This window comes from Kribbella sp. NPDC005582 (assembly GCF_040605415.1).
Lineage (GTDB): Bacteria > Actinomycetota > Actinomycetes > Propionibacteriales > Kribbellaceae > Kribbella.
On the sequence record NZ_JBEXCU010000005.1, the window covers coordinates 122,995 to 145,795 of the forward strand.

The 22,801-nt window shown below is 68.2% G+C and carries 7 protein-coding genes; 5 read left to right on the forward strand and 2 right to left on the reverse strand.

Features of this window, described 5'->3' with window-relative positions:
• Positions 1 to 264: 264 nt before the first annotated feature.
• The 3 genes from ABZS29_RS27075 to ABZS29_RS27085 are packed head-to-tail and all read left to right on the forward strand — an operon-like array spanning position 265 to position 6,268.
• A complete protein-coding gene (locus tag ABZS29_RS27075; protein WP_355466609.1) occupies positions 265 to 732 on the forward strand; it encodes a sigma-70 family RNA polymerase sigma factor in 468 nt (155 codons plus the stop codon).
• Complete coding sequence (locus ABZS29_RS27080; protein WP_355465824.1) at positions 729 to 1,781, forward strand: hypothetical protein; 1,053 nt, start codon at positions 729 to 731, stop codon at positions 1,779 to 1,781. The genes ABZS29_RS27075 and ABZS29_RS27080 overlap by 4 nt, the downstream gene beginning before the upstream one ends.
• Entirely contained in the window at positions 1,772 to 6,268 is a 4,497-nt protein-coding gene (locus ABZS29_RS27085; protein WP_355465825.1) for an FtsK/SpoIIIE domain-containing protein, read from the forward strand. Before ABZS29_RS27080 ends, ABZS29_RS27085 begins: the two co-directional genes overlap by 10 nt.
• Before the next feature lie 51 nt (positions 6,269 to 6,319).
• Here the strand turns inward: ABZS29_RS27085 and ABZS29_RS27090 are convergent, their stop codons facing one another.
• Positions 6,320 to 6,628: a hypothetical protein gene (locus ABZS29_RS27090; protein ID WP_132409322.1), complete on the reverse strand. Its 309-nt coding sequence runs from the start codon at positions 6,626 to 6,628 to the stop codon at positions 6,320 to 6,322.
• A 31-nt stretch (positions 6,629 to 6,659) separates the two neighbouring features.
• Positions 6,660 to 7,559, reverse strand: coding sequence for a hypothetical protein (locus tag ABZS29_RS27095; protein WP_355465828.1), 900 nt, complete (start codon positions 7,557 to 7,559; stop codon positions 6,660 to 6,662).
• A 148-nt stretch (positions 7,560 to 7,707) separates the two neighbouring features.
• Here ABZS29_RS27095 and ABZS29_RS27100 point away from each other — a divergent pair, with 148 nt between their 5' ends.
• Positions 7,708 to 20,253, forward strand: coding sequence for a hypothetical protein (locus ABZS29_RS27100; RefSeq protein WP_355465830.1), 12,546 nt, complete (start codon positions 7,708 to 7,710; stop codon positions 20,251 to 20,253).
• Positions 20,250 to 22,775, forward strand: a complete 2,526-nt coding sequence (locus tag ABZS29_RS27105) for a right-handed parallel beta-helix repeat-containing protein (protein WP_355465832.1) — start codon at positions 20,250 to 20,252, stop codon at positions 22,773 to 22,775. The genes ABZS29_RS27100 and ABZS29_RS27105 overlap by 4 nt, the downstream gene beginning before the upstream one ends.
• Positions 22,776 to 22,801: the final 26 nt, after the last annotated feature.

Here is a 22,801-nt window from a genome sequence, read left to right on the forward strand (position 1 = left end):
GGCCCAGGATCACCCGGCCGGCGGCCTGTCGTCAAACGATGCAGTGTTTGTGATGCCGGTCACCGCGCCAAACCGACCGATCGTCGCATGTGACCTCATCGTTGCGGTTCGTTCACCGTAAGTTGTTGCGATGAGAGCGTTCTCAGATTACTTTGACGACTGACTAGGGGTCCTCCGCAGAGCCGTCCACGAGGGAGATCCATCATCGACGAATGCGCGCGCCGGACCATCGTCATCGACCTGTGTCTGGCCGAACGAGACAGCCTGCGCAGGTATGTGACGAGCATCCTGGGTCGCGACAGCCACTCGGTCGAGGACGTCGTGCAGGAGACGCTGTTGCGGGCCTGGCAGCTCGCCGAGCGGATCGACTGGCACGACCGGCCGGTCCGGATGTGGTTGTTCCGGGTCGCCCGCAACCTGGTCATCGACCAGCACCGGCGGGACGGCCGCGCCGTACCGGTCGGGCTGGACGCGCCGGACTTCGAGACCGATGGTCAGCCCGACGAGGTGGACCAGGTCATCGACCGCCGGGTCCTGGTCGAGGTGCTGCGCCGGTTGTCCCCGGCGCACCGTGAGGTCGTGGCCCGGATCCACCTGCTCGGTCATCCCGGCGAAGAGGTCGCGGCCGTGCTCGGCGTCCCGCTCGGGACGGTGAAATCCAGGGCCCACAACGCCGTTCGGCAGATCCGCGCCGAGCTCACGCGCGGAGATTGGGCCGGTGCCGCTGCATGACAGGGTTCGGTAGCAGTGGCGTGCGCGCCTTCCTCGGGTACGTCGGGGTCGCACTGCTCGTCATCATCCTGGTCAACCTGCTGGTCCGGAAGCTCGGCGGCTGGAAGCGGCTGGGGCGCTGGATCAAGCGGGAGACCCGCCGGACCGTGCATGCGTTCGTCGAGCCGATCGCGGCCCGCCGCCGCTACCGCCGCCGGCTCCGCCTGCTGACCCAGGTGCTGCGGGACCGGGCAGCCTGGGCCGCCGCCGAGCAGGTGATCGTTGCCGCCGCCAACCTTGTCCCGGGCACAGCGCCGTACGCCGTCGCTCTGACCCGGAAGCGGGTCGGCGTGATGGTTGCGGGGCCTGATGCGGACGTGGACCTACCGGCGCCGTGGGAGCACGACGATCAGGATCCGCGGTTGTGGTGGATCGATCGGGACAGCCTGCCGGAGCCGACCGTCCTGCCGGGCGAGAAGCCGCTGCTGGTCTGTCTCGGCACCGACAGCGGCGGCAGCGCCGTACTGATGATCGATGTGCTGTCCGGACCGCGCACGCTGTCCGTGTACGGCGTGGACCGGATCGCGCGCCCGGTCGTCCAGGCGATCGCGGCCCAGCTCGACGTCCGGCTGCCGGTCGGTGCGATTGAGGTTGCCGACGGCATCCATTCCCGGCATGACGGCCTGCCGCTGAGCGAGGCGCTGGCCCGGCTCGGCGCCTGGTTCGTGGTCGGCGCCGAACCGCTGCGTACGCCGCTTCCGGCCGGACGCCGGCTGCTCAGCCTCGGACCGGCCCGCGGGAGTTGCCGCCTGATCGAGGCGCTGCCGGATCAGACCCTGCGACTGTACGGCGCGGCCGAGTGGCTCCGGATCGACCCGTTGCCGTTGGCAAGGGCTGTCGCGCGCTCGATCCGCCGGCTGCCACCGCACGACTTCGGGACCGAGACCGCCGCGCTCGCGAACGAGTCGCTCGACGATCTCGACGACCTCAGCCTGCCGGACGGCCCGATCGGCGTCTCCGCCGCGGCCGGTGCCGGCGAGCCGACCCGGAAGGCTGCCTCGTGGAGCTGAACCTCACCACCGTCGAAGCCCGCTCCGGTGAGCGCTCCGACCGGATCGTCCGGGTGCCGAAGGGACTGTCGGTCGCCGGTCTCGCGGAGGGCCTCGGCAAACCCGGTACGCCGCTCTTCCTGGGCCGCCGACTGCTTGATCCGACCGCGCCGCTGGCCGGTTCCGGGGTTCGTACCGGTGGGGTCCTCGGGTTGGGCGGACCGATCGACGTACCGGATCTGTTGCAGGGCAGGCCGACCGGCCCGGCGCCGGTCGTGGTCGAGCTGCATGCGGTGTCCGGTCCGGAGGCCGGTCGGGTGTGGCGGGTCGGGCCGGGCAGCCACGAGATCGGCGCGGATCCGCTGTGCACGATCCAGTTGACGGGGAACGACGTACCGCAGGGTGGTCTGTGGGTGACGGTCGGACCGGCCGGTGAGGCGTTCTGGCATCGGACCGACGACCTGACCGGCGAGGTGGTGAGCCGGCAGATCGGCCCACCTGAGGACGACGCCGCCACCACGGCGATCCGCGTCGAGGACGATGAGCATGCCGATGCCCCGGCCAAGTCGCAGCGGGTGGTCGATCCCGGTCACGCGGCGGTTGGTGAGGTGCGGACGTGGCGGCCGGACGAGGATCTCGCGGCCGGCACGGTGCTGCTCCGCTGCAGCGGCACGCTCGAACCGCAGGCCGCCGTGCGGCTCGCCGACGACGGCTTCACCTTGGACTACAACCGGCCGCCGCGGCTGGCGCCGCACCTGGACGACGAGAAGATCCGGCTGCCCACGCCGCCGGCACCGCCGCAGAAGCGCCCATTCCCATGGCCGGTCGTGATGGCTCCGGTGGTGCTCGGCCTCGTCATGGTCGGTTTGTTCAACTCCTACTACTTCCTCGTCTTCACGATGCTCAGCCCGATGATGATGGGGATGAACTTCTTCAGCGCGCGCAAGACCAACCGCGCTGACCACATCGAGGCACGGCGTCGGTACTTCGCCCGGATGGCCGCGCTCGAGGAGGAGATCGAGGCCGCGGTCACCCGGGAGCGGTTGATCCGCAACCTGACCGCGCCCGACCCGGTCCGGATCGCGCAGCTGGCCACCCGGCCGGGCAGCCGGTTGTGGGAGCGTCGCCGGACCGATCCCGACTACCTGTTGCTGCGGCTCGGCACGGCCGACCAGGCCTCGCTGAAAGAGGTCGACGACCAGGGGCGCGAGGAGAACCACCGGACGATCCGCTGGACGATTCCCGATGCACCGATCGCGCTTCCGATGCGTCAGCACGGCGTACTCGGGATTGCCGGGCCTGCGCCGACGATTCGTGGCGTCGCGCGGTGGCTGGCGATCCAGGCCGCCGTACTGCATTCGCCGCAGGCGCTGAAGATCGTCGTACTGGCTGATGAAGAGACGATCGACGAGTGGCACTGGGTTCGCTGGCTGCCGCAGTTGCAGCCCGACCGCGCGCCCGCGGCGGTCTTGATCGCGAACGACGAATCGACGACGTACGCGCGGATCAGTGAGCTGGTCGCGCAGGTTCAGGGCCGGCACCGCCGGATCGCGGCCGAAGGACAGTCAGCGCAGAACCGGTTGCCCGAGACCGAGATCGTGGTGATCGCGGACGGCTCGCGGCGACTGCGCGACGTACCGGGATTTATCCAGGTGCTGACCGAGGGGCCGGCCGTCGGCGTGTACTCGGTCTGCTTGGACCGTGACGAGCGGCTGCTGCCGGAGGAGTGCGGCGCGGTGATCGCGGCCGACGACGAGACGCTGACGATCCGACGGCCGGGCATCCCCGACCAGGAGGATGTGCGCGCCGACCTGGTCACGCCGGAATGGTGCGAGCAGATCGCGCGGGCGCTCGCGCCGGTGCGTGACATCAGCCCCGACCACGACGCGGGTCTGCCGAAGATGGTCAAGCTGCTCGACGAGCTCGAGCTGGAACCGCCGGCCGCCGCTCCGATCCTCGAGCGCTGGCGACGCCGCCCGGCCAGTACGTCGTTCGTGCTCGGTACCGACTTCGACGGTCGCTTCACGGTCGACCTGGTCGCCGACGGACCGCACGGCCTGATCGCCGGTACGACGGGCTCCGGCAAATCCGAGCTGTTGCAGACGATGGTCGCGTCGCTCGCGGTAGCGAACCGGCCGGACGAGCTCACCTTCGTGCTGGTCGACTACAAGGGCGGTAGCGCCTTCAAGGAGTGCGCCGGACTGCCGCACACGCTCGGCATGGTCACCGACCTCGACTCGCACCTGGTTGAGCGGGTGCTGGTATCGCTGGACGCAGAGCTGCGGCGTCGGGAGCGGATCCTGGCCGCGGCCGATGCCAAGGACCTGATGGACTATCAGGTCAAGCGCGCTGCCGATCCGTCGATCGCGCGATTGCCGCGGCTGTTGCTGGTGATCGACGAGTTCGCCGCGATGGTTGCCGAGATCCCCGACTTTGTTCCCGGTCTGATCAGCCTTGCGCAGCGCGGTCGGTCGCTCGGGATCCACCTGATTCTGGCGACGCAGCGCCCGGCCGGTGTGGTCACCGGCGACATCCGGGCGAACACCAACCTGCGGATCGCGCTGCGGGTCACCGACCAGTCCGAGAGCCAGGACGTCGTCGACGTGAACGAGGCGGCCTCGATCAGTACGGGGATTCCGGGGCGGGCGTTGATTCGCCGCGGGCCGCGGCTCGCGGACCTGTTCCAGACGGCGTGGGTCGGCGCGGAGCGCAGGGACGATGCGGAGCCCAGCGGGCCGGTCGATCCCGCCGGAGTCATGGTGACCGAGTTGCCGTGGGAGTCGCTCGGGCGGCCGGTCGAGCACGAGGACGTTGCGGAGGTCGAGGAGGCCGCGCCGACCGTACCGGTGACCGACCTGCAGGTCTTGGTCGAGGCGCTGCGCGATGCCGCGGCCGAGCTGCCGGACTTCGTTGCTCAGCCGAAGCCGTGGCAGCCTGCGCTGGGAGCCCAGCTCCTGCTGGAGGATCTGCCGGACACCAGCGAGACCGAGATGTTCGTGCCGTACGCGCTGGAGGACATTCCGGCGCTGCAGCAGCAGCGGGTCGCGGGAATCGACTTCGACACCTTCGGCCACCTGTACGTGATCGGTGCACCGCGGTCCGGGCGCACGCAGGTACTGCGGACGATGGCGGCTTCGGCGGCCAAGTACCTAAGTGTCGCGGATGTGCACATCTACGGCATCGACGCGGCCGGTGGGGCGCTGGCGCCGCTGGAGACGCTGCCGCATTGTGGGGCGGTCGTTTCGCGGCATGACATGGAGCGCTTGACCCGGCTGCTGCGCCGGTTGAACCAAGAGCTGACCGAGCGGCAGGAGCTGGCCGGTCAGCACAACGCGACCGGCCTCAACGAGCTCCGCGAGGCACTGCCGAAGTCCAAGCGGCCGGCGCACATCATGGTGCTCATCGACGGGTGGGACGCGCTGTCGACGATGCTCGACGATCACGACGGCGGCAATCTCTTTGGCGAGGTACTGCGGTTGCTGCGCGAGGGCGGTGGTCTGGGGATCCACCTGATCGCCACCTCGGAGCGGTCGCTGCTCGGTGGCCGGCTCTCGTCGCACAACGACCACAAGCTGCTGCTCCGGCAGGCCGATCGGACCGACTACCAGGCGGCCGGTCTGCGGCTGGCGAAGGTTCCCGCGATGGTTGCGCCGGGGCGCGGCTGGCACGTGCTCACCGGGACCGAGACGCAGGTCGCCGTACTGGCTGAGGGTGGTGGTTCGGCGCAGGTCGAGGCGATTCGCGCCATCGCGGCCGAGGCCAAGAAGCGGGACTTCAAGGTCGCGCCCGACCGGCGGCCGTTCACGATCGCCGAGCTGCCGACCTCGGTCGAGTTCGCCGAGGCCTACGAGCGGGTCGCGGCGGAGGACCGGCGTCCGCAGTGGGGTCTGATCGGCCTCGGCGGCGACGAAGGCGGTGCTATCGGCGTCGACCTCGCCGGCGTCAGCTCGTCGTACGCCGTACTGGGATCACCGGGCTCCGGCCGCAGCAACGCGCTGTCGTGCCTGGCGGTCTCCCTGCTCGCCGCCGGTACGTCGCTGGTCGTCATCACACCCCGCGAGTCGCCACTGCGAATGCTGCAACGGCACCCGCAGGTCGTGCTCATGCAGTCCGACCCGGCCGAGGACGTCCTCCGCGCCACTCTGGACGGCCTGCCCGGCCCGAAGGTCGTCGTGATGGACGACGCTGACCTGCTGATGACAGCCGCCGCGGACAAGATCCTCAAGGAGATCGTCGTCTCCGGCCGTGACCTTGGCATCGGGCTGATCTTCGCCGCCACCACCGACGGCTTCCAGTCCGGCCTCAGCGGCTGGTCCTCCGCCGCCCGCCGAGCCCGCCGCGGCCTGCTGCTCGAAGCCCGCTCGATGAGCGACGGCGAACTCATCGGCGTCCGCGTCGGCTCCAACATCACCCGCGCCACCCCTCGCCTGGGCCGAGGCTGGACCACTGGCCCCGCCTCCCAACCCCTCACCATCCAGGTCCCCCTGACGGTGCTGCGGCCGCAGTAGGCAACCGAAAGGGCCCCAGGCGGTTGCCTGGGGCCCCTTGTGGTGCCGGGACTACTTGGCCTGGTTGAGGCTGTTGCTGATGCCCTGGTCGAAGTCTTCGGCGTTCTTCTTGATGCTGTTGAACATCTCGCGGAAGTCCTCGATGCCCTTGACGGCGGCCTTCAGGCTGGTGTCGAAGTTGTTGTAGGTGTTGCGGATGACCTCGCTGGACTGCTTGAAGACCATGCCGTCGTCGACCAGGGTGTTGACCCGGGTGCGCAGGTTCTCGACCAGCGGGACGATCTGGTCGTGGGCGTTCTTCATCAGGTTGGTGACATCGACGATCTTGCCGTAGTCGAGGTTGATGCCGTCGTACGCCATTGCGGGTGGTCCTTTCGGGTGGGCGAGCGGTCTAAACGCCGATCGGGTAGGGGTAGTAGTCGGTGTCGTCGTCGGGCTTCGGGACCTCGACCCAGTCGGCCGACGTGCCGTCGTCGTTGTCCGCGCCGCGGGTGTAGTCGGTCACGGTGCCGTCGGAGTCGGTGACCTTCTTGGTGCCGCTGCCGTCGCCCTTGAGGTCGGTGACGGTGACGTCCTTCTTGCCGTCCGCGTCCGTACTGGTCGCGGTCGACGAGCTGCTGCCGTCGGCGTTGAGCTTGGTCTCGTCGTGGACCTTGCTGCCGTCGGGGTAGTCGCTGTCGGTGATCATCGTGTGCTTGTCGTCGCTGTACGTCGTCACCGAGTGGTACGTCTTGCCGTCGTACGTGACCGTGGTCTCTTCCTTGATCACGTTGCCCTTGTCGTCCAGGGTCAGGTGCGTCTGGATGTTGCCGCGGTCGGTGGTGATCGTCTGGTCCAGCGGCGGGTGGTCACCGGGGTTGGTGGCGCTGCAGAAGTCCGGCGCCTTCTGGCCGGCCGGGAGGTTCTCGCACTCGCTCTTGTGGGCCTGGTAGTAGTCCCACTGCGACTTGTCCCGGTAGTAGTTCGACAGCGCGAGGTTGCTGTTGGTGACGTTCATGCCCTGGGCGATCTCGGCGTCGAACTGCAGGAACGCCTCGCCGACCGAGCCGAACGACCCGGCGAGCTTCTTCAGCCCGTCCTCGGCCTTCGTCATCGTGCCCTGCGCGTTGGTGTGCAGCGCGGTGATCGCGGTGTCGATCTCGCTGCTGCCGAGGATGCTCGAACTGTCCTGACCGGCCAGCGTGCTGAACAGGCTGTCGTTCAGCGTCGGCTTGATGTTGCCCGCCAGGTCCTCGAGATCCTTCTTGGCGTCGTTGAGCAGGTTGTAGTTCATCTTGAGTTTGTCCGGCACAACCCCTCCTGACTTCGCGCGCGTTCGTACTGACCACGCGGAAAGGCCCGGTCAGGTTCATTCAGATCCTGAATGAACCGGACGACCCGCTCGTGCGTGGTCACTGCGAGGGCTGCTGTGAGGGCTTCGACGGGTGAGGAGGGGATGCATGCCACGGCCGGGCGACTGGGACGCGATCGGGCTCGGCGGGGACCCCACCCCCGGGGAGCCGGAGACGATCGGCCAGCTGGCCGAGGTACTGCAGAAGGTCGGCGGCAAGGCCCGCGAGATCATGCAGGCCGTCGACTCGGTGATGAACAAGAACGACGACAGCGTCTTCGTCGGCGCCACCGCGGACGCCCTGCGCGGCAAGGTCGACGGCCGGCTGCGCGGCCATGTCGAGGATGTGGCGAACGCCTTCGAGACCGCCGCCACCGCCCTGCGCGAGTGGCGGACCGCGGTCGAAGGCTATCAGCGGACGGCGGACGCCGCGCTGGCCGCGGGGCGCGGCCTGGCCGACGACGACCCCGAGCGGGACCGGCAGAAGGGGATCGCCGAGCAGGCCGGCCGGGACCAGTCCAGCGCCGCCAGCGGGTACGCCGGCCGGATCAACGGCGTCTCGGACATCCAGCTGCCGATCTCGGAGTGCGAGGCGTTCTGGGAAGCGTTCAAGTGGCTGGCGATCATCCTGATCATCCCGGCGCTGATCTTCGGCGGGCCGATCGCACTGATCGCACTCGGGGTGAACCTGGCGCTGTTCATCAAGACGATCGTCGACGTCGCCAAGGGTGACGCCAGCTTCCTCGACCTGTTCCTGGCCGGACTCGGGCTGATCGCGCCGACCACCAAGGCGCTGCCGATCTTCAGCATCATCAAGGGGGTCGCCGGCGGCATCGCCGCCGGGGTGAAGGGGATCGCAAACACTTTCCGGAACATCTTCAGCAAGAACTTCCTGATGTCGGGCCTGACCGGCCTGCGCGGGCTCGGCAGTCTGGTCAATCTCTCGATCCGCGAGACCGGCCTGTTCGTGATCAAGAACCTGCGGAACTTCCCGGTCAACGCGGCCAGCTTCGTGAACAACTTCGGCACGATCTCGCTCGGTGCCTTCAGCAAGCTTTCGCTCACCTTCTCGGCCGGGCTGAGTGCGGTCGGCAAGGGGATCGGTGCCATCGGCAAGGGCATCGGAACGTTCCTGAGCGGGACCAAGACGTTCATCGGGGCGCACTTCGGCAACCTGCAGTGGACCCGCATCTTCCTGCCGGTCGCGGCCGACGACATCCGGGCCTTCCAGGCGCTCGGGCTGAGCAACTTCAAGTCGTTCACCCAGGCGCTGAAGGTCGGCGTGATCGGGCGCGGGGTGTTCGGGCAGAACGTGTTCGGGATGCCGATGATGGGGGCGATCGGGCGCGGGATCAGCGCGGCGCCGATCCCGACCGGCAACCTCGGGTTCGTCGACAACCTGAAGAGCTTCTTCAACCAGGCGATGGATCCGCCGAAGCTGGTCCCCGCCGTACACATCAACAACTTCGGGCTGGCCACGGAGTCCGGGTTCGGGGCGGGCAAGGCGTTCACCGCGATCGACGAAATCCACCTCGCGCCGATGGCGCCGCTGCCGCCGACCAACGTCGGCGTGAGCGCGGTGCATCCGCCGACCGTGACGACCTCCAGCGGGCTGCATGTGCCGGTCACCGCCAACGTCGGCAATGTGTCGACCAACGTCGGTTCGCTGCACGTCGGTACGCCGTCGATGGGGAATGTCGGGAATGTGTCGACGAACATTCCCGCCATGCACGCCGGTACGCCGTCGGTCGGTGGTGTTGGGAACCTGTCGACCAACATCCCCGCGATGCATGCCGGTACGCCGTCAGTGAACGGTGTCGGCAACTTGTCGACGAACATCTCCGGTCTGCACACAGGCTCCCCGACGGTCAACGGGGTGAACGGCATCGAGGGTCTCGTCCAGGGCATGCCGAATGCGAACCACGTCGCGCTCCCGGCGCTGCCGGCCAACGGCGTCGTTCACGGGCCGCAGGCCGCCGGGACCGGGAACATCGGTCACCTCACCGGCAACGCGAGCGTCGCCCAGCCGAACGCGAACGTCAGCTCGCTGCACGTCTCCGCCCCGCAGTCGAGCGGGATCGGCGACCTGGTCAACTCCGGCATCCGCAACAACACCCCGACGGTCTCTCCCAACTTCGCGACGTCAATCGGCGACGGCGCCGGGCACGGTTTCCAGGCCGCACACATCCGCACCTCGATCGACGAGATCCTGCACTCGCCGGCCGCCACGAACAATTCGCTGGGCTCGGTCGCCCCGCCGGCCGTCGACCGCGTCAACAGCGCCCTCAACTTGCTTCATGGCGGCCCCGCCGACCTCAAGGTCGGCACCCCGACCACACCGGTGAAGGTCGAGAACCCAGGTCTCGCGGGCACCCAGAACCTCGCCTCCCCGCCCGCCACCCACGTCCAACCGGTGAACATGCCCCGCACGGAGGTGCCGCTCCAGACCTCCCTGGTCCCGACGATGCCAGGCCACGTCGGCACACCGGGAGTAGGAGGTACGCCGGGCAATGTGGGCAACCCCGGTGGTGGGCATTCGTTCTCGCCGGGCAAGTCGGAGATTCCGCTCAGCGGGTTGCCGGATCACCCGGGGGCGGTGATCAAGGTGGAGCGGTTCGAGGGCGGGATGACGCAGTTCAACCTGCACGGCGGTGGGCCGAACGGGCGGCTTGATGTGCTCACCGGCGGGCATCTGCGGTTCACCGACACGTCGACCGGGGCGACGACGCGGTTCGGCAGCGACGGTGTCGTCATCGATCAGGGCATTCGGCTGACCAAGACCGACGGCGTACTGCGGCCTACGGACCAGATCGTGGTGAAGGGCTCGGACGGGTCCTTCCAGGTGACCGGGCTGGACGGGAAGCTCGTGCCGGACGGGCTGAAGGTTCGTGGGCTCGACACGGGCGGCGTACAGATCCTCGGCAAGGACGGCGCGTCCTGGAACTACAGCGCGACCGGCAAACTCGAGGGCCAGAACGTCACCGCACACTGGCAGAACGACCTGGCCGCCAAGGCAGGCGTCTTCCACAAGGCCGGTGACACCGACCTCGCCGTCACACAGAAGATGGACGACTTCCGGTCGGTCCAGAACGCGCAGAAGAACCTCGACATCGCCAATGACAACGTCGAGCTCCACGGACAGCGGGCGGACGGACCCTCCACCGGTCCGTCGGTCGGCGAGCAGGTGCACCTCGACCTGCACGGCGCGCAGCGCGACCTGGACAACGCCAAGGCCGCGTTCGAAGGCAAGCACCACCTCAGCGTCGACGGACTCAGCCAGCAACTGGACGACATCACCAGGCAGTCGCTGAACGAGCGCCCGCGGCTGCTCGGCGGCGGCCGGACGCAGACCTACGACCTGCCCGGCAACACCGGCATCAAGTTCGACGTTGCCGACGGCAAGCGAATCACCCTGCACGGCGACGGCTTCAGCTCCGACGTCACCGGCACCACGCTGAAGATCACCCAGGACTCGACTGGCCATTCCTGGACGTACAGCCTCGGCTTCGGTAACCGCGCCAACCTCGTCGGCGAATCCTTCCCACTCACCGGCGGCCACTTCAACGGCCAGCCGGTGGCGCTGGAAGGCAAGCTCGGCCAGTTCGACCGCGGTCTGCTGACCAGCGACGGCAAGACCTTCCCGGTCAAGGTCACCGACGACACGATCGTGGTCGGCTCACCGCACGGTCCGCTCACCTACGACCGCAATGGCAGCTTCACCGGCGCCGGCCCGAACGTCGCCGGCGACCTCCCCAAGCCCGTCCCGCCGCCACTCCTGCTCGACGACCCAGCGGCGCTCGCCCGCTGGGAAGCGCAGGTCGACCTGTCCCGCACCCACCTCAAGGTCGCCGTCTCGGACAAGAGCGTCGAGACACTGATGAAGGACGTCATGGGCGGCTCCTTCACCTCCAAGCGCGGGTACGGCGGTTACGTCAACCCGACCGCGCTCGCGGACGGCACGCTGGTCGGCAAGGCCCGGACGTTCAACGCGATCACCGACGACCTGTTGTTCAAGGGACCGGCGGACAACATCACCGTCTACCGCGGTGTCTCGATGGACCCGCATGCGGCCGCCGCCGACAGCTTCACCGAGCGACTGCCGATCTCCACGTCCACGTCGATGAAGTTCCAGGACGAGTGGGCGAAGAACGGCGTACTGTCCAACCGCGCGGTGTTCGAGATCGACGTACCGCCGAGTCATGGCAAGCTCGCGATGTCGTATCCGGACCACTACACGCGCGGCGGCGGCGAGGCCCGGGCGTGGAACCAGGACCAGTCCGAGTTCACGCTCGCACCGACCACCTTGGTACGGACCGGCAAGCCGGACCGCTTCGAGAACGGGCTGCGGATCATCTCGGTCAAGGCCGAGCAGATCCCGGCGGGCAAGCTGGACTCGCTGATCACCGAGCAGTGGAAGGGCCTGGACTCGGCGACGGCGTTCGACGACTTCGCGAAGTCCTTCAGCCAGGCGAACCTACGCAACTTCGACGGGTTCGACGACGCGATCACCCGCTCGACGACGAGCACCGACAACCTGATGCACACGATTCACGTGCAGCGGCCGGGCTTCTCCGACGAGCTGACGATCACGGTGATGCGCAACGAGCAGGCCGACTCGGTCCGCGTCACGATGGTTGCCGATGGCAAGACAGTGTTCAACCAGACCTGGTCGAAGACCGACTTCCGCAACCTGGCCACGGATCTGCGCGGCAACGTGCTCTACAACAACGAGCAGTTCGCGAATCTGGCCAAGCCCGCCGAGTGGACCACTTCGCGAGCTACCGGACAGCAGCTCTCCGACGCCTGGGACGCCGACAGCCTGGCCCGGACGAACGTGTTCCGCTCACCGGGTGACGCGGACTCCCTCGTCGTCCAGAAGGCCAACGATTTCACCGCGGTCCAGAAGGCGCAGGACGATCTCGGCAAGGCGCTGGACAACTTCACCATCAACGGCCACAAGATCGAAGGCCCGTCGTCCGGGCCGTCGGTGGGTGATCTGGCCCGCGTGGACCTGCAGAACGCGCACGGCGAGTTCGTCAAGGTGAAGGAGCTCTTCGAGTCGAAGTACCCGGGCATGAACGTCGAGAGTGTCCAGCACCAGCTCGACGAACTGCTGGTCGACTCGCTCCGGGACCGTCCGCGTCTCGTTGCCGGAGGCACCCAACCGCGTCCGGCAGCGATTCCCAACGGCAACGCGTTCTTCCGCGTCGACGACGATGTCGTCACCTTCACCGGGCCGAACGCAGCAGCCTTCACCGGCACCTTCGACGGTCCGATGCTGAAGGTCACCGAGACCTCGTTCGACGGCACTGTGACGCGGCAACTCGAGTACTCGATCAACCAGCGCACGAACATGCCGATCCTGAACCGCGACGAGTTCACGCTGACCGGCGGCCCGTTCGAAGGCAAGCGGATCGGCGCCGACATCGAGATCGGCCTGCCGGGCCAGTCCCACCTGTACGACGACGCCGGCGGCCAGGTCCCGGTCCAGTATCTGTCGGGGGAGTTCCGCGTGCCGTCCACGCTCGGTCCGGCGCGGTACTCTCGCGAGGGCGACTTCCTCGGCATCGGCGCGACGCGCACCGACCACCTGCCGCCGGTGAACCCACCGGAAGGGCTGATCGGCGACGACCTGGCCCGCTGGACCGCCCAGGCCGAGATCTCCCGCACGCACCTGACGGCTGCCCGCGAGCTCGACGACGTCGGTCAGATGATGGACCAGGTCGCGCAGGCGGCCTTCACCTCCAAGCGCGGGTACGGCGGGTACGTCGACGACGCGTTCCGTACCGAGACGCTGGAGGAGCGGGTCCTCGAGTTCAACACGATCGCGCACTCGTTGCTGGTCGACGGGAAGATCGGCCGGACCACGGTCTACCGCGGCGTCGCGATGGACAAGGCGGCCGCGCAGGCGGACACCTTCATCGAGCGGCTGCCGGTCTCGACCTCGAGCGAGTGGAAGTTCCAGCCGAAGTGGGCCGAGGGGGCCGATCCGAGCAAGCGGGTCGTGTTCAAGATCGACGTACCGGAGACGCACGGCAAGCTCGCGATGGCCTATCCGGACGACTACGTCCGCCGGGCCGGCGAGGCGCCGCCGCGGAACCAGGAGCAGTTCGAGGTGACGCTGTCGCCGACGATCCTGGAGCGGACCGGCGAGCCGATCTTCGAGCGCGACGGCCTGACCGTCATCCCGGTGCGGGCCAAGCAGATGACCGACGACCAGATCAGTCACTACCTGCACCAGCGGTGGGACGGGTTCGACTCGGCCGATGCCTTCGACGACTTCACCAAGGCGTTCGGCACCGAGTCGATGCAGAAGTTCCCCGGGCTGTCCGGTGTCACCGCCACGTCGAAGACGACCGACAACCTGGTGCACGAGGTCACCGTCAGCAAGCCCGGGTTCGAGGGCAACGATCTGAAGATCACGATCACCAGGGACGTCGACAGCGACTCGGTCCGGATGACCGCCACCGCCGATGGCAAGACCGCCTTCGACCAGACCTGGAGCCGGCAGGGGTTCGCGCCGATCGCGACCGACCTGAAGGCCGGGACGCTGCACAACAACGACGTGATCATCTCGATGTCGAAGCCGGCCGCCTGGAGTTCGAAGGGCAAGTCGGCGTTCAACCCGCAGTGGGACGCGGATCTGGCGGCGAAGTCGGACGTCTTCCGCCGGGCCGGCGACTCGGACGCGATGGTCGACGTGCGGATGGAGGACTTCGCCCGGGTCAAGCAGTCCCAGCAAAACCTGCGGGACGCCGAGCTCAACGTCACTCTGCACGGCCACCGCGGCGACGGTTCGTCGTTCGACCCTGCGGTGGGTCAGCAGGTCAAGCTGGACCTGGACACCGCGCGGGCCGACCTCGACGGCGGCAAGGCGGCGTTCAAGCGCAAGCACTCGATGGACTTCGACGATCTGCAGACCGACGTCCAGGCAACCATCAAGCGGGCCAAGCTCGACGGCGCCGGCAAGTTCTTCGACGTACCGGGCGGGAACGTCTCCTTCCAGGTCGAGAACGGTGTCGTCAGCTTCGCGGGGACGCAGGCCGGTGCCTTCCACGGCGTCGTGAACGGCCGCGAGGTCGTGGTGACGAGGGCTGGTGCGCAGGGTGCGGGGGACACGTGGACCTTCCGGCTGGGCTTCGGTGGCCGGCCGAACCTGACCGGCCGGACGCTGACGCTGACCGATGGCCCGCTCGCGGGCGAGGTCGTGAACCTGCGCGGGATGGCGGGTCAGCTCGACGGTTCGCTCGGTGACGCCGGGGTTTGGCCGCGGCACCTGTCCGGCGATGACCTGTTCGTCGCGACTCCGACCGGTCCGCTGCACTACACCCGGGACGGCAACTTCCTCGGCCCGGTCCAGACGGTGACTCGCAACCTCGGCCCGGCGACACCCCCGCCGCACCTGGTCAACGATGCGGACGGCCTGGCCCGCTGGACCGCGCAGGTCGACTCGTCGCGGACGCACCTCACCGAGGCGATGAACAACAAGGCCGTCGAGAACCTGATGAAGGACGTGATGGGCGGTTCGTTCACGTCCAAGCGCGGCTACGAGGGATTCGTGAAGCCGTCCGCGCTGGCCGACGGGACGCTGGCCGCCAAGGTGAACGACTTCAACAACGTCACCCGCGACCTGCTGCTCAAGGGCCCGGACGATCGGATGACCCTGTACCGCGGGGTGTCGATGGACCCGCACGCCGCGCAGGCCGACGAGTTCGTCGACCGGCTGCCGAGCTCCACGTCGAACAACCTCGGCTTCCAGGAGGAGTGGGCGAAGAACGGTGCCGCGAGCAACCGGTTCGTCTTCGAGATCGACGTACCGGCCGGGCACGGCAAGCTGTCGATGGCTTATCCGAAGGGATACGAGGCCGGTGACGATGCGGCCAAGGCGTGGAACCAGAGCCAGTGGGAGGTCACGCTCGCGCCGACCACGCTGATCAGGACCGGCCCGGACCGGATCGAGGACGGGATGCGGATCATCCCGGTGCGCGCGGAGCAGATCCCGCCGGGCCGGATCGCCGATCTGCTGTCCGAGAAGTGGCCGGGGATGAACCTGGACACGGCGTACGACGATTTCGTCCGCGCGTTCGACGAGGGATCGGTGAACCGCTGGGAAGGCTTCGGCGACGTCACCGTTTCGACGACAAAGAGTGCCGACGGCAACCTCACCACACACACGATCAGCAAGCCCGGGTACGGCGACAAGCTGGATGTCCTGATCAGCAAGGACATCGACAGCGGCACGGTCTCGGTCAAGATCGACGGCGCCGAGACCGCGTTCAGCAAGGGGCCGTGGAAGGGCACCGATCTGGCGGATCTCGCGGCGCAGTTGCGCGGAAACGTCCTGCATGACAGCGATCTGTTCATGCGGTTGCCGCAACCGGGTGCCTGGGCCCAGGAGCCGGTCGTCGTCAACATAATGCACACCGTGGTCAACGACGTCCGGATACAGCTGAATGGGCAGTTCGGCGATCGGTGGGTGGTCAGACCGGCTGAGGGGCGTCCGTTCGTCGACGGGACCGACGGGCCGCTGTTCACGGTGTTCGAGACGAACGGTGGTGGCTTCCGCGTTCTCGGGCCGCGCGGTGAGACACATCTGTACGGCGCGAACGGTGCACACCTCGGTGGCGGTACGGCGTTGGCCGACAGCATGTATCCGCGGGGCTCGGTGTTCACCGCGGCCGATGGTGCGGGTGGGTTGCGGGCGGTCGACGTGCATGGTGCGCCGGTACCGCAGCACCGGGTCGAGCTGCTGGGGAACGGGCAGTTCCGGATGTTCGACGACTCGACGAACACGATCCGCTGGTTCGGTGCGGATGGCGTCGGTCGTGCGCACGGCATCCGGGTCCAGGATCCGTCGTACACGGGGAACACGTACCTGTACCGGACGCCGGACGGTCAGGCGCAGTTCGTCGATGATGCGGTGGCGCCGCGGCCGGGTGTGGTGCACCTGTCACAGGACGGCAGCAACACCTTCCATATCGTCGATGCGAATGGGGTGAGCCGGCACTTCGACGATGCCGGGGGGTATCTAGAGCGGCAGGTTCCGGTCCTCGATCAGGTGACCGGCACTCAGCGCGTGGTCGTGCACGACGTGAACGACACCCTTGTCCTGCGCGGGCCGGCCGGTGACACCGCGACGGTCAGCCATGTGCAGGGCGGCGGTTACCGCGTTGTCGACAACGGCCGGTTCGAACAGTTCGGCGCTGATGGTGCTTTCCAGGCCTTCGGACGCCAGATCCAGCTGCCCGGTGAGACCGCGTGGCTGGAGATCGGTGGCGCCAACGCGCGCTGGCTGGACAACACGTACACGGTGGTCCAGGGCCGGACTGTCACCGTCAACGGCACGGAGATCCATGTCACGCGGGCCAACGGACACGACGTCTTCGATCTACAGGGTGGCCTGCTCCGCGAGGTCACCGATATCCCCGGCAACGGCGCTGCGCTCGGCGGCAGCCGGATCACTCGCGACCACAACGGTGTGGTCACCTGGGCCGACAACGCCGGCGTACAGATGCCGATCCCGCATCGGGCCACTATCGACAACGCCGGCGGCATCCGGATCGAGATCACGATGCCGGGCCGGCCGCGGCACGGGGAGTACCACCAGTTCAACCGGGGCGGCGAGATCACCGAGCAGGGCTTCCGGGTGGTCCGCGACAACCAGCCGACCGAGTTCACCTACGTCGTCAACCGCACCGACAACACCTGGCAGCGGGTCCGCGACAACGGCGATCTCGGCAGCCTCGGGTTCCAGAAGGGCAAGGTCGACATCGTCGGCCTGGAGAACGGCCGGATCCGGTTGCAGAGCTCGACCGCCAAGGAGGTCGAGGTCTTCGAGCGCCGGTGGCTGCCGGGCGGCGAGATCCTGGACAGCTTCCGGAAGACCGACACGCTCGGCTTCGGTTCGCTCAACCGGCGGACCACCTGGGCGACGTACGACGGCAACGGGAACCTGACCAACTGGGGCAAGCGGCACCACGCCACCGCCGGGAACGCCTGGCAGGACATCGACCACAACTGGCGGACGGTCCGCGACTACCAGCAGGGGCTGCAGAAGTACGACAATCCGATCGCCGACCAGGTCGGTCCGCTGGCGAAGGCCGAGGAGAAGATCACCGGCCACGTGCTGGCGATCCGCACCGGCGACGACTGGACCTGGCACCGCTACCAGGCCGACTTCCTGCACGTTGCCCAGGGCAACCGAACCTTCGAGCGGATCGGCGAGGGCTGGACCGACACCGTGCGGGTGATGGACGGCGGGACCGAGGTCAGCCGGGTCGCGCAACAGAAGTTCGGCACCTGGCACGGTCCGGATACGGCCCGGCAGTACAAGGAATTCACGCTCGAGCCGGGTGCCACGCATCCGACCCGCGACGGTTCGTTCGAGCTGCTGTCGCCGCAGTTGAAGCCGGTCGGCAAGGGCGAATTGTTGCCGGACGGCACTCTGCTCTCGACTGTCCGGCAAGGCGATCAGCGGCCGCCGATCTGGATCCGCAAGAACTTCCTGGACAACCCGCCGACCACCGGCAGCGTCGCCCACATCGCCACCGACAACCGCTTCCAGATCTTCCGCTGGGAGACCATCGGCGGTCCGAACCCGGGCGCCCGGGGCGTCCGGTACGTCGGCACCGACGAGGCGATCGTCGACGTCGACCTGAACGGCGCCTTCGTCCGCTCGAAGGGCAAGCTGCACGACGGCACCGAGCTCAAGGTCGGCGACCACGCGACTCCGCCCGCCAACGCCTACCCACACGCGCAGACCGACGTACCGTGGACGAACGGGGACGTGAACGGCTGGCGGGTGACCAACGGCAACACCTGGCAGGACTTCGCCGAGGTGGACGGCCAGGGCTGGCGGATGTTCCGCGAGAGTCAGCCGGGCGGCATCGTGCGCGAGTACCCCGAGCCAGGCAATGCGCACATCTGGGTGAACCGGGACGCGCACGGCAACCTGGTCGGGATGTCGCACCGCGTTCCCGACCCGGGCACCGCCGGCCAGCACCGGTACGTCGTCGCGACCGGGCCGGCGGACTCGTCGGCGTGGCGGTGGCACGAGCTGGACCACAACGGCGTCGCGATCGCGGGACGTGAGGGCGACCGGTTCCACTTCAAGGGTTCGCGGGACGAGAGCATCAGCTTCGACAACTCGTTCCGCGACTTCGACAGCGCCGGGAACCTGGTGCGGGACCGGCGGATGCTCGACGAACGCCGCTTCATCGAGTCGTGGAACGACGGCGGCCAATGGGTGGTCAAGGAGTTCGACAAGACCGGCGTCGAGGTGGTCGGGACGACACAGCTCAACCGGCAGTGGCTCGCCGCTGACGGCACCTGGCAGCAGAACTGGCCGGCCGGGTCGAGTCACTTCCGCGACAGCACTCCGGGCGGGCAGATCGTGCGGGAGACGCCGACGCATATCGGCGACGGCCGGCCGACGCGGGTCCGCGAGTACACGATGGACGCCAACGGGCACACGGACTTCCGGCAGTGGAAGGAGTTCGACGTCGACAAGGTCGTCCGGGAGCGGGCGCTGTCGGGGAACAACTACCTCGAGACCGACAAGATCCACGGCCAGTGGAAGCTCTACGACAACACCGGCCAGGTGATCGGGGAGCGCTCCGACAACGGCCTGGTCTTCGAGTTCCGCGACGGGCGGCTGCGGCTCACGGGCAACGAGTTCGACTTCCGGGGTCAGCTGACCGAGTTCCGCGGCTGGAACACCCGGCTCGGCGACGTCCAGCGGCAGCCGTGGTTGATGCAGTCGGAGTGGACGTTCGCCGACAAGACGTTGATGCCGGGTGGCAGCGCCGTACTGCGGGAGGCGAACTACGCGCCGTTCTCGCGGCTGCTGACGCAGAAGCTCGTGATCTCGATGACGTTCGACTTCGTGCTCGACTACGCGGCCTCGCTGATGATCCTCGGGATCATCGCCGAGGCGCAGAACAAGCCGTTCACCGGGAACGACGCGCTCAAGGCGCTGATGAACGCCGCGGTCGGCACGGTGATCAAGGGCGTGGCCGGGGCGGCCCTGACCGACACCAAGATGCTCGGCGCCTTCCGGAACCTGAAGCAGAACATGAGCAATCTCGACGGTGGCAAGCTGATCACGAACCGGCCGATCAACCACACCTCGACGTGGGGTGCGGAGTGGGCGGCGAACACCGGTGCGGTGAAGTGGCGGGCCGGTGTCTTCGACTACGGCTTCGGGATGTTGCTGCTGCCGTTCACCGCGTTCGTGAACGGCGCGATGAACGCCGCGATCTTCGGCGTACCGGGGTCGGACGGCAAGAGTCACAAGGTCTACGGCTGGGAGGCCGTGGCCGAGGGTGGCATCACCGCGGTGGCCGGCCTCGTGTCGGCCAACAGCGTCGGGCTGCTCCGGACCGGCATCGGCCAGTACTCGATCGGCCGGTACGTCCAGAAGGGCGGCATCGGCGAGATGGCGCTGAACATGCCGCTGCGGCTCTGGGAGAAGGGCATGGGCTCGCTGCTGACGCCCGCGATCCGCGGTGCGATCGACCCGCCGTGGTCGCATATCCCGGCGCAGCCGCCGCCTCCGCCACCGGCCGGTCAGCCTACGATCACTCCGGGCGGCGTGATTTTGCCGCCTGGCGTCGCCCCCGTCCCTTCCGTCCCCGGCACCCAAGGAACACCGTGACGACTCGCTATGTGGGCCCGAAGGGGCGTGGCAGCTTCCGCCGGATCGGCGATGCCCTGCGGGCTGCCGGTCCTGGTGACGTGATCGTGGTCGCGGGCGGTGAGTACGCCGAACAGCTCCGCCTGGACCGCTCGGTCGCGGTCGTGGCCGAGCCCGGTGGCGGTCAGGTGACGGTGACCGGCGTACCGGGTGGTGAGCCGACGGTCGTTGCCGAGGGCCTCGAATGCTCGGTGCGTGGACTGACCATCAAGGCGCCGGCCGACGATGCCGCCGCGCCCGCTGTCGGGGTGGCCGGTGGCGCCGGCTTGATGCTCGAGGACTGCACGATCTCCGGCGGCCGGATCCATGCCCGTGGCAACGAAAATCCGGGACAGGGCTCCGATCTTTCCGGGTACGGCGTTACCACGTTGATGATTCGCGGATGCCGGCTGGAGCAGGGGCGGCTGGCCGCGATCCATTTGTCGGGCCGGGTCCAGGCCAAGCTCGAGGACTCCGCGATCGACACGGTCGACGGGATCGGCGTCGTACTGTCGGGGCCGGCGTACCTGGATGCGTCGCGGCTGCGGCTGAACCAGACGTCGGGTTATGGGTTCCGGTTGCGCGGGACCAGCAAGCTGGTGTCGACCGACGGGACGATCCGGCAGACCGGGATGGCCGGCGTACTGCTGGAGGACGGCTCGACGGCGACGCTGACCGACATCCGGATCGAGAAGGCCGGTGGGCCTGGCGTGCACGCGACCGGGTCGGCGCGGAGTGAGCTGACCGACTGCCGGGTTCGCGATGCGCGGGCCAGTGGATTGGTCGCGCAGGACAGCGCTGAGTTGATCGCGACCGACTGTGCGATCACCGATGCGGGCGCGAACGGCTTGCTGGTCTCGGATTCCGCCTCGGCGACCGTGACCGCGACCCGGTTCGACCGGCCGACGTACAGCGCGGTGCACCTGACCGGTACGGCGAACGTGAAGCTGACCGACTGCCAGATCCGGGAGGGTGTCGAGCACGGCATCCACGTGACGGCGTCGGCGCGGGTCGAGCTTGTGCGCTGTGGAATTCAGGATGTCGGACTGACCGCTCTGTCAGCTGTCGATGCCGGCTTCGTCGACGCCGAGGACTGCCGGTTCGTCGGTGGTGGGACCGGCGTGCGGCTGGAGTCCACCACCGCCACGAATGTGCGGACGTCGTCGGTGAGTGGCACGGTCGGCACCGGTGTGGAGCTGGCGGGTGCCGGGCTGGCGACGCTGGATGCGGTGCGGGTCAGCGGCACCAAGGCGGCCGGCATCGTGGTCGGCACGGGAGCCGCGGCGACGATCGATGCGAGCACGATCGAGAACTGCGCTGGATCCGGGCTGGTGATCTGGTCCGAGGCGACTCCGACGGTCAGTGGGCTGCGGGTGAGCGCGGTGGCCAAGAACGGGATCTACGTGGCCGAGAAGGCCGGTGGGACCTATACGGACTGCGATGTGACCGGGACGAAGTACCCGGCGCTGCACTTGGCAAAGACCGCGGCGCCGACGTTCAAGCATCTGCGGATCCGCGACTGTTCGGAGGCGATCGGTCAGGAGGACGGCGCCGTACCGGTCTTCGAGGACTGCTTTGTCGACGGCGTGGCGATGAAGCAGGAGACGCCGGTCGCGGCCGCGGCGGGCGCGACCTCGGCTCCGGCGGCGGCGCAGGTGTCCGGTGCGCTCGACGAGAGCATGCCACCGGACGACGAGACGCTCGAGGACGTTCTGGCCGAGCTCGAGGAGCAGGTCGGACTGGATCGGGTGAAGCGCGACGTCCAGTCGATGGTGAAGCTGATGCAGACCGTCCGGATGCGCGAGGAGGCCGGTCTGCCGGCGCCGCCGCTCAGCCGGCACCTGGTCTTCGCGGGCAACCCTGGCACCGGTAAGACGACGGTCGCACGGCTCTACGGACGGATCCTGAAGGCGCTCGGGCTGCTGCGGAAGGGCCACTTGGTCGAGGTCGACCGGACGGCGCTCGTCGGCGAGTACGTCGGTCACACCGGACCCAAGACGCAGGCCGCGGTCACGCAGGCGCTGGGCGGCGTGCTGTTCATCGACGAGGCCTACTCGCTCGCGCCGATCGGGATCGGTAACGACTTCGGCGCCGAGGCGATCGCGACGCTGGTGAAGCTGATGGAGGACCACCGCAACGACCTGGTCGTGATCGTTGCCGGCTACGTCAACGACATGTCGCGGTTCATCGGCTCGAACCCGGGGCTGTCCTCGCGGTTCACCCGGACCCTGCAGTTCGAGGACTACACCGCGGCCGAGCTGGTCGGGATCGTCGAGCACCAGGCGCGCGGGCACCAGTACGAGCTGACCGCCGACGCGAAGGTGGCGCTGAGCACGCTGTTCGAGCAGTTGCCGCGCGGCGAGGGCTTCGGCAACGGCCGCTCGGCGCGACAGATCTTCCAGGCGATGACCGAGCGGCAGGCGCACCGGATGTCCGAGCTCAGAACGCCGACACCGGCCCAGCTGGTCTCGCTCGAGGTTCCGGATCTGCCGGAAAGCTTCTAACACCTGTTCGTGAGTAGTTAACGGAA

Bases quoted from the DNA above. Each gene is read 5' to 3' on its own strand.
- ABZS29_RS27080 (WP_355465824.1), top strand. From the start codon at position 729: ATGACAGGGTTCGGTAGCAGTGGCGTGCGCGCCTTCCTCGGGTACGTC.
- ABZS29_RS27090 (WP_132409322.1), bottom strand. From the start codon at position 6,628: ATGGCGTACGACGGCATCAACCTCGACTACGGCAAGATCGTCGATGTC.
- ABZS29_RS27100 (WP_355465830.1), top strand. From the start codon at position 7,708: ATGCCACGGCCGGGCGACTGGGACGCGATCGGGCTCGGCGGGGACCCC.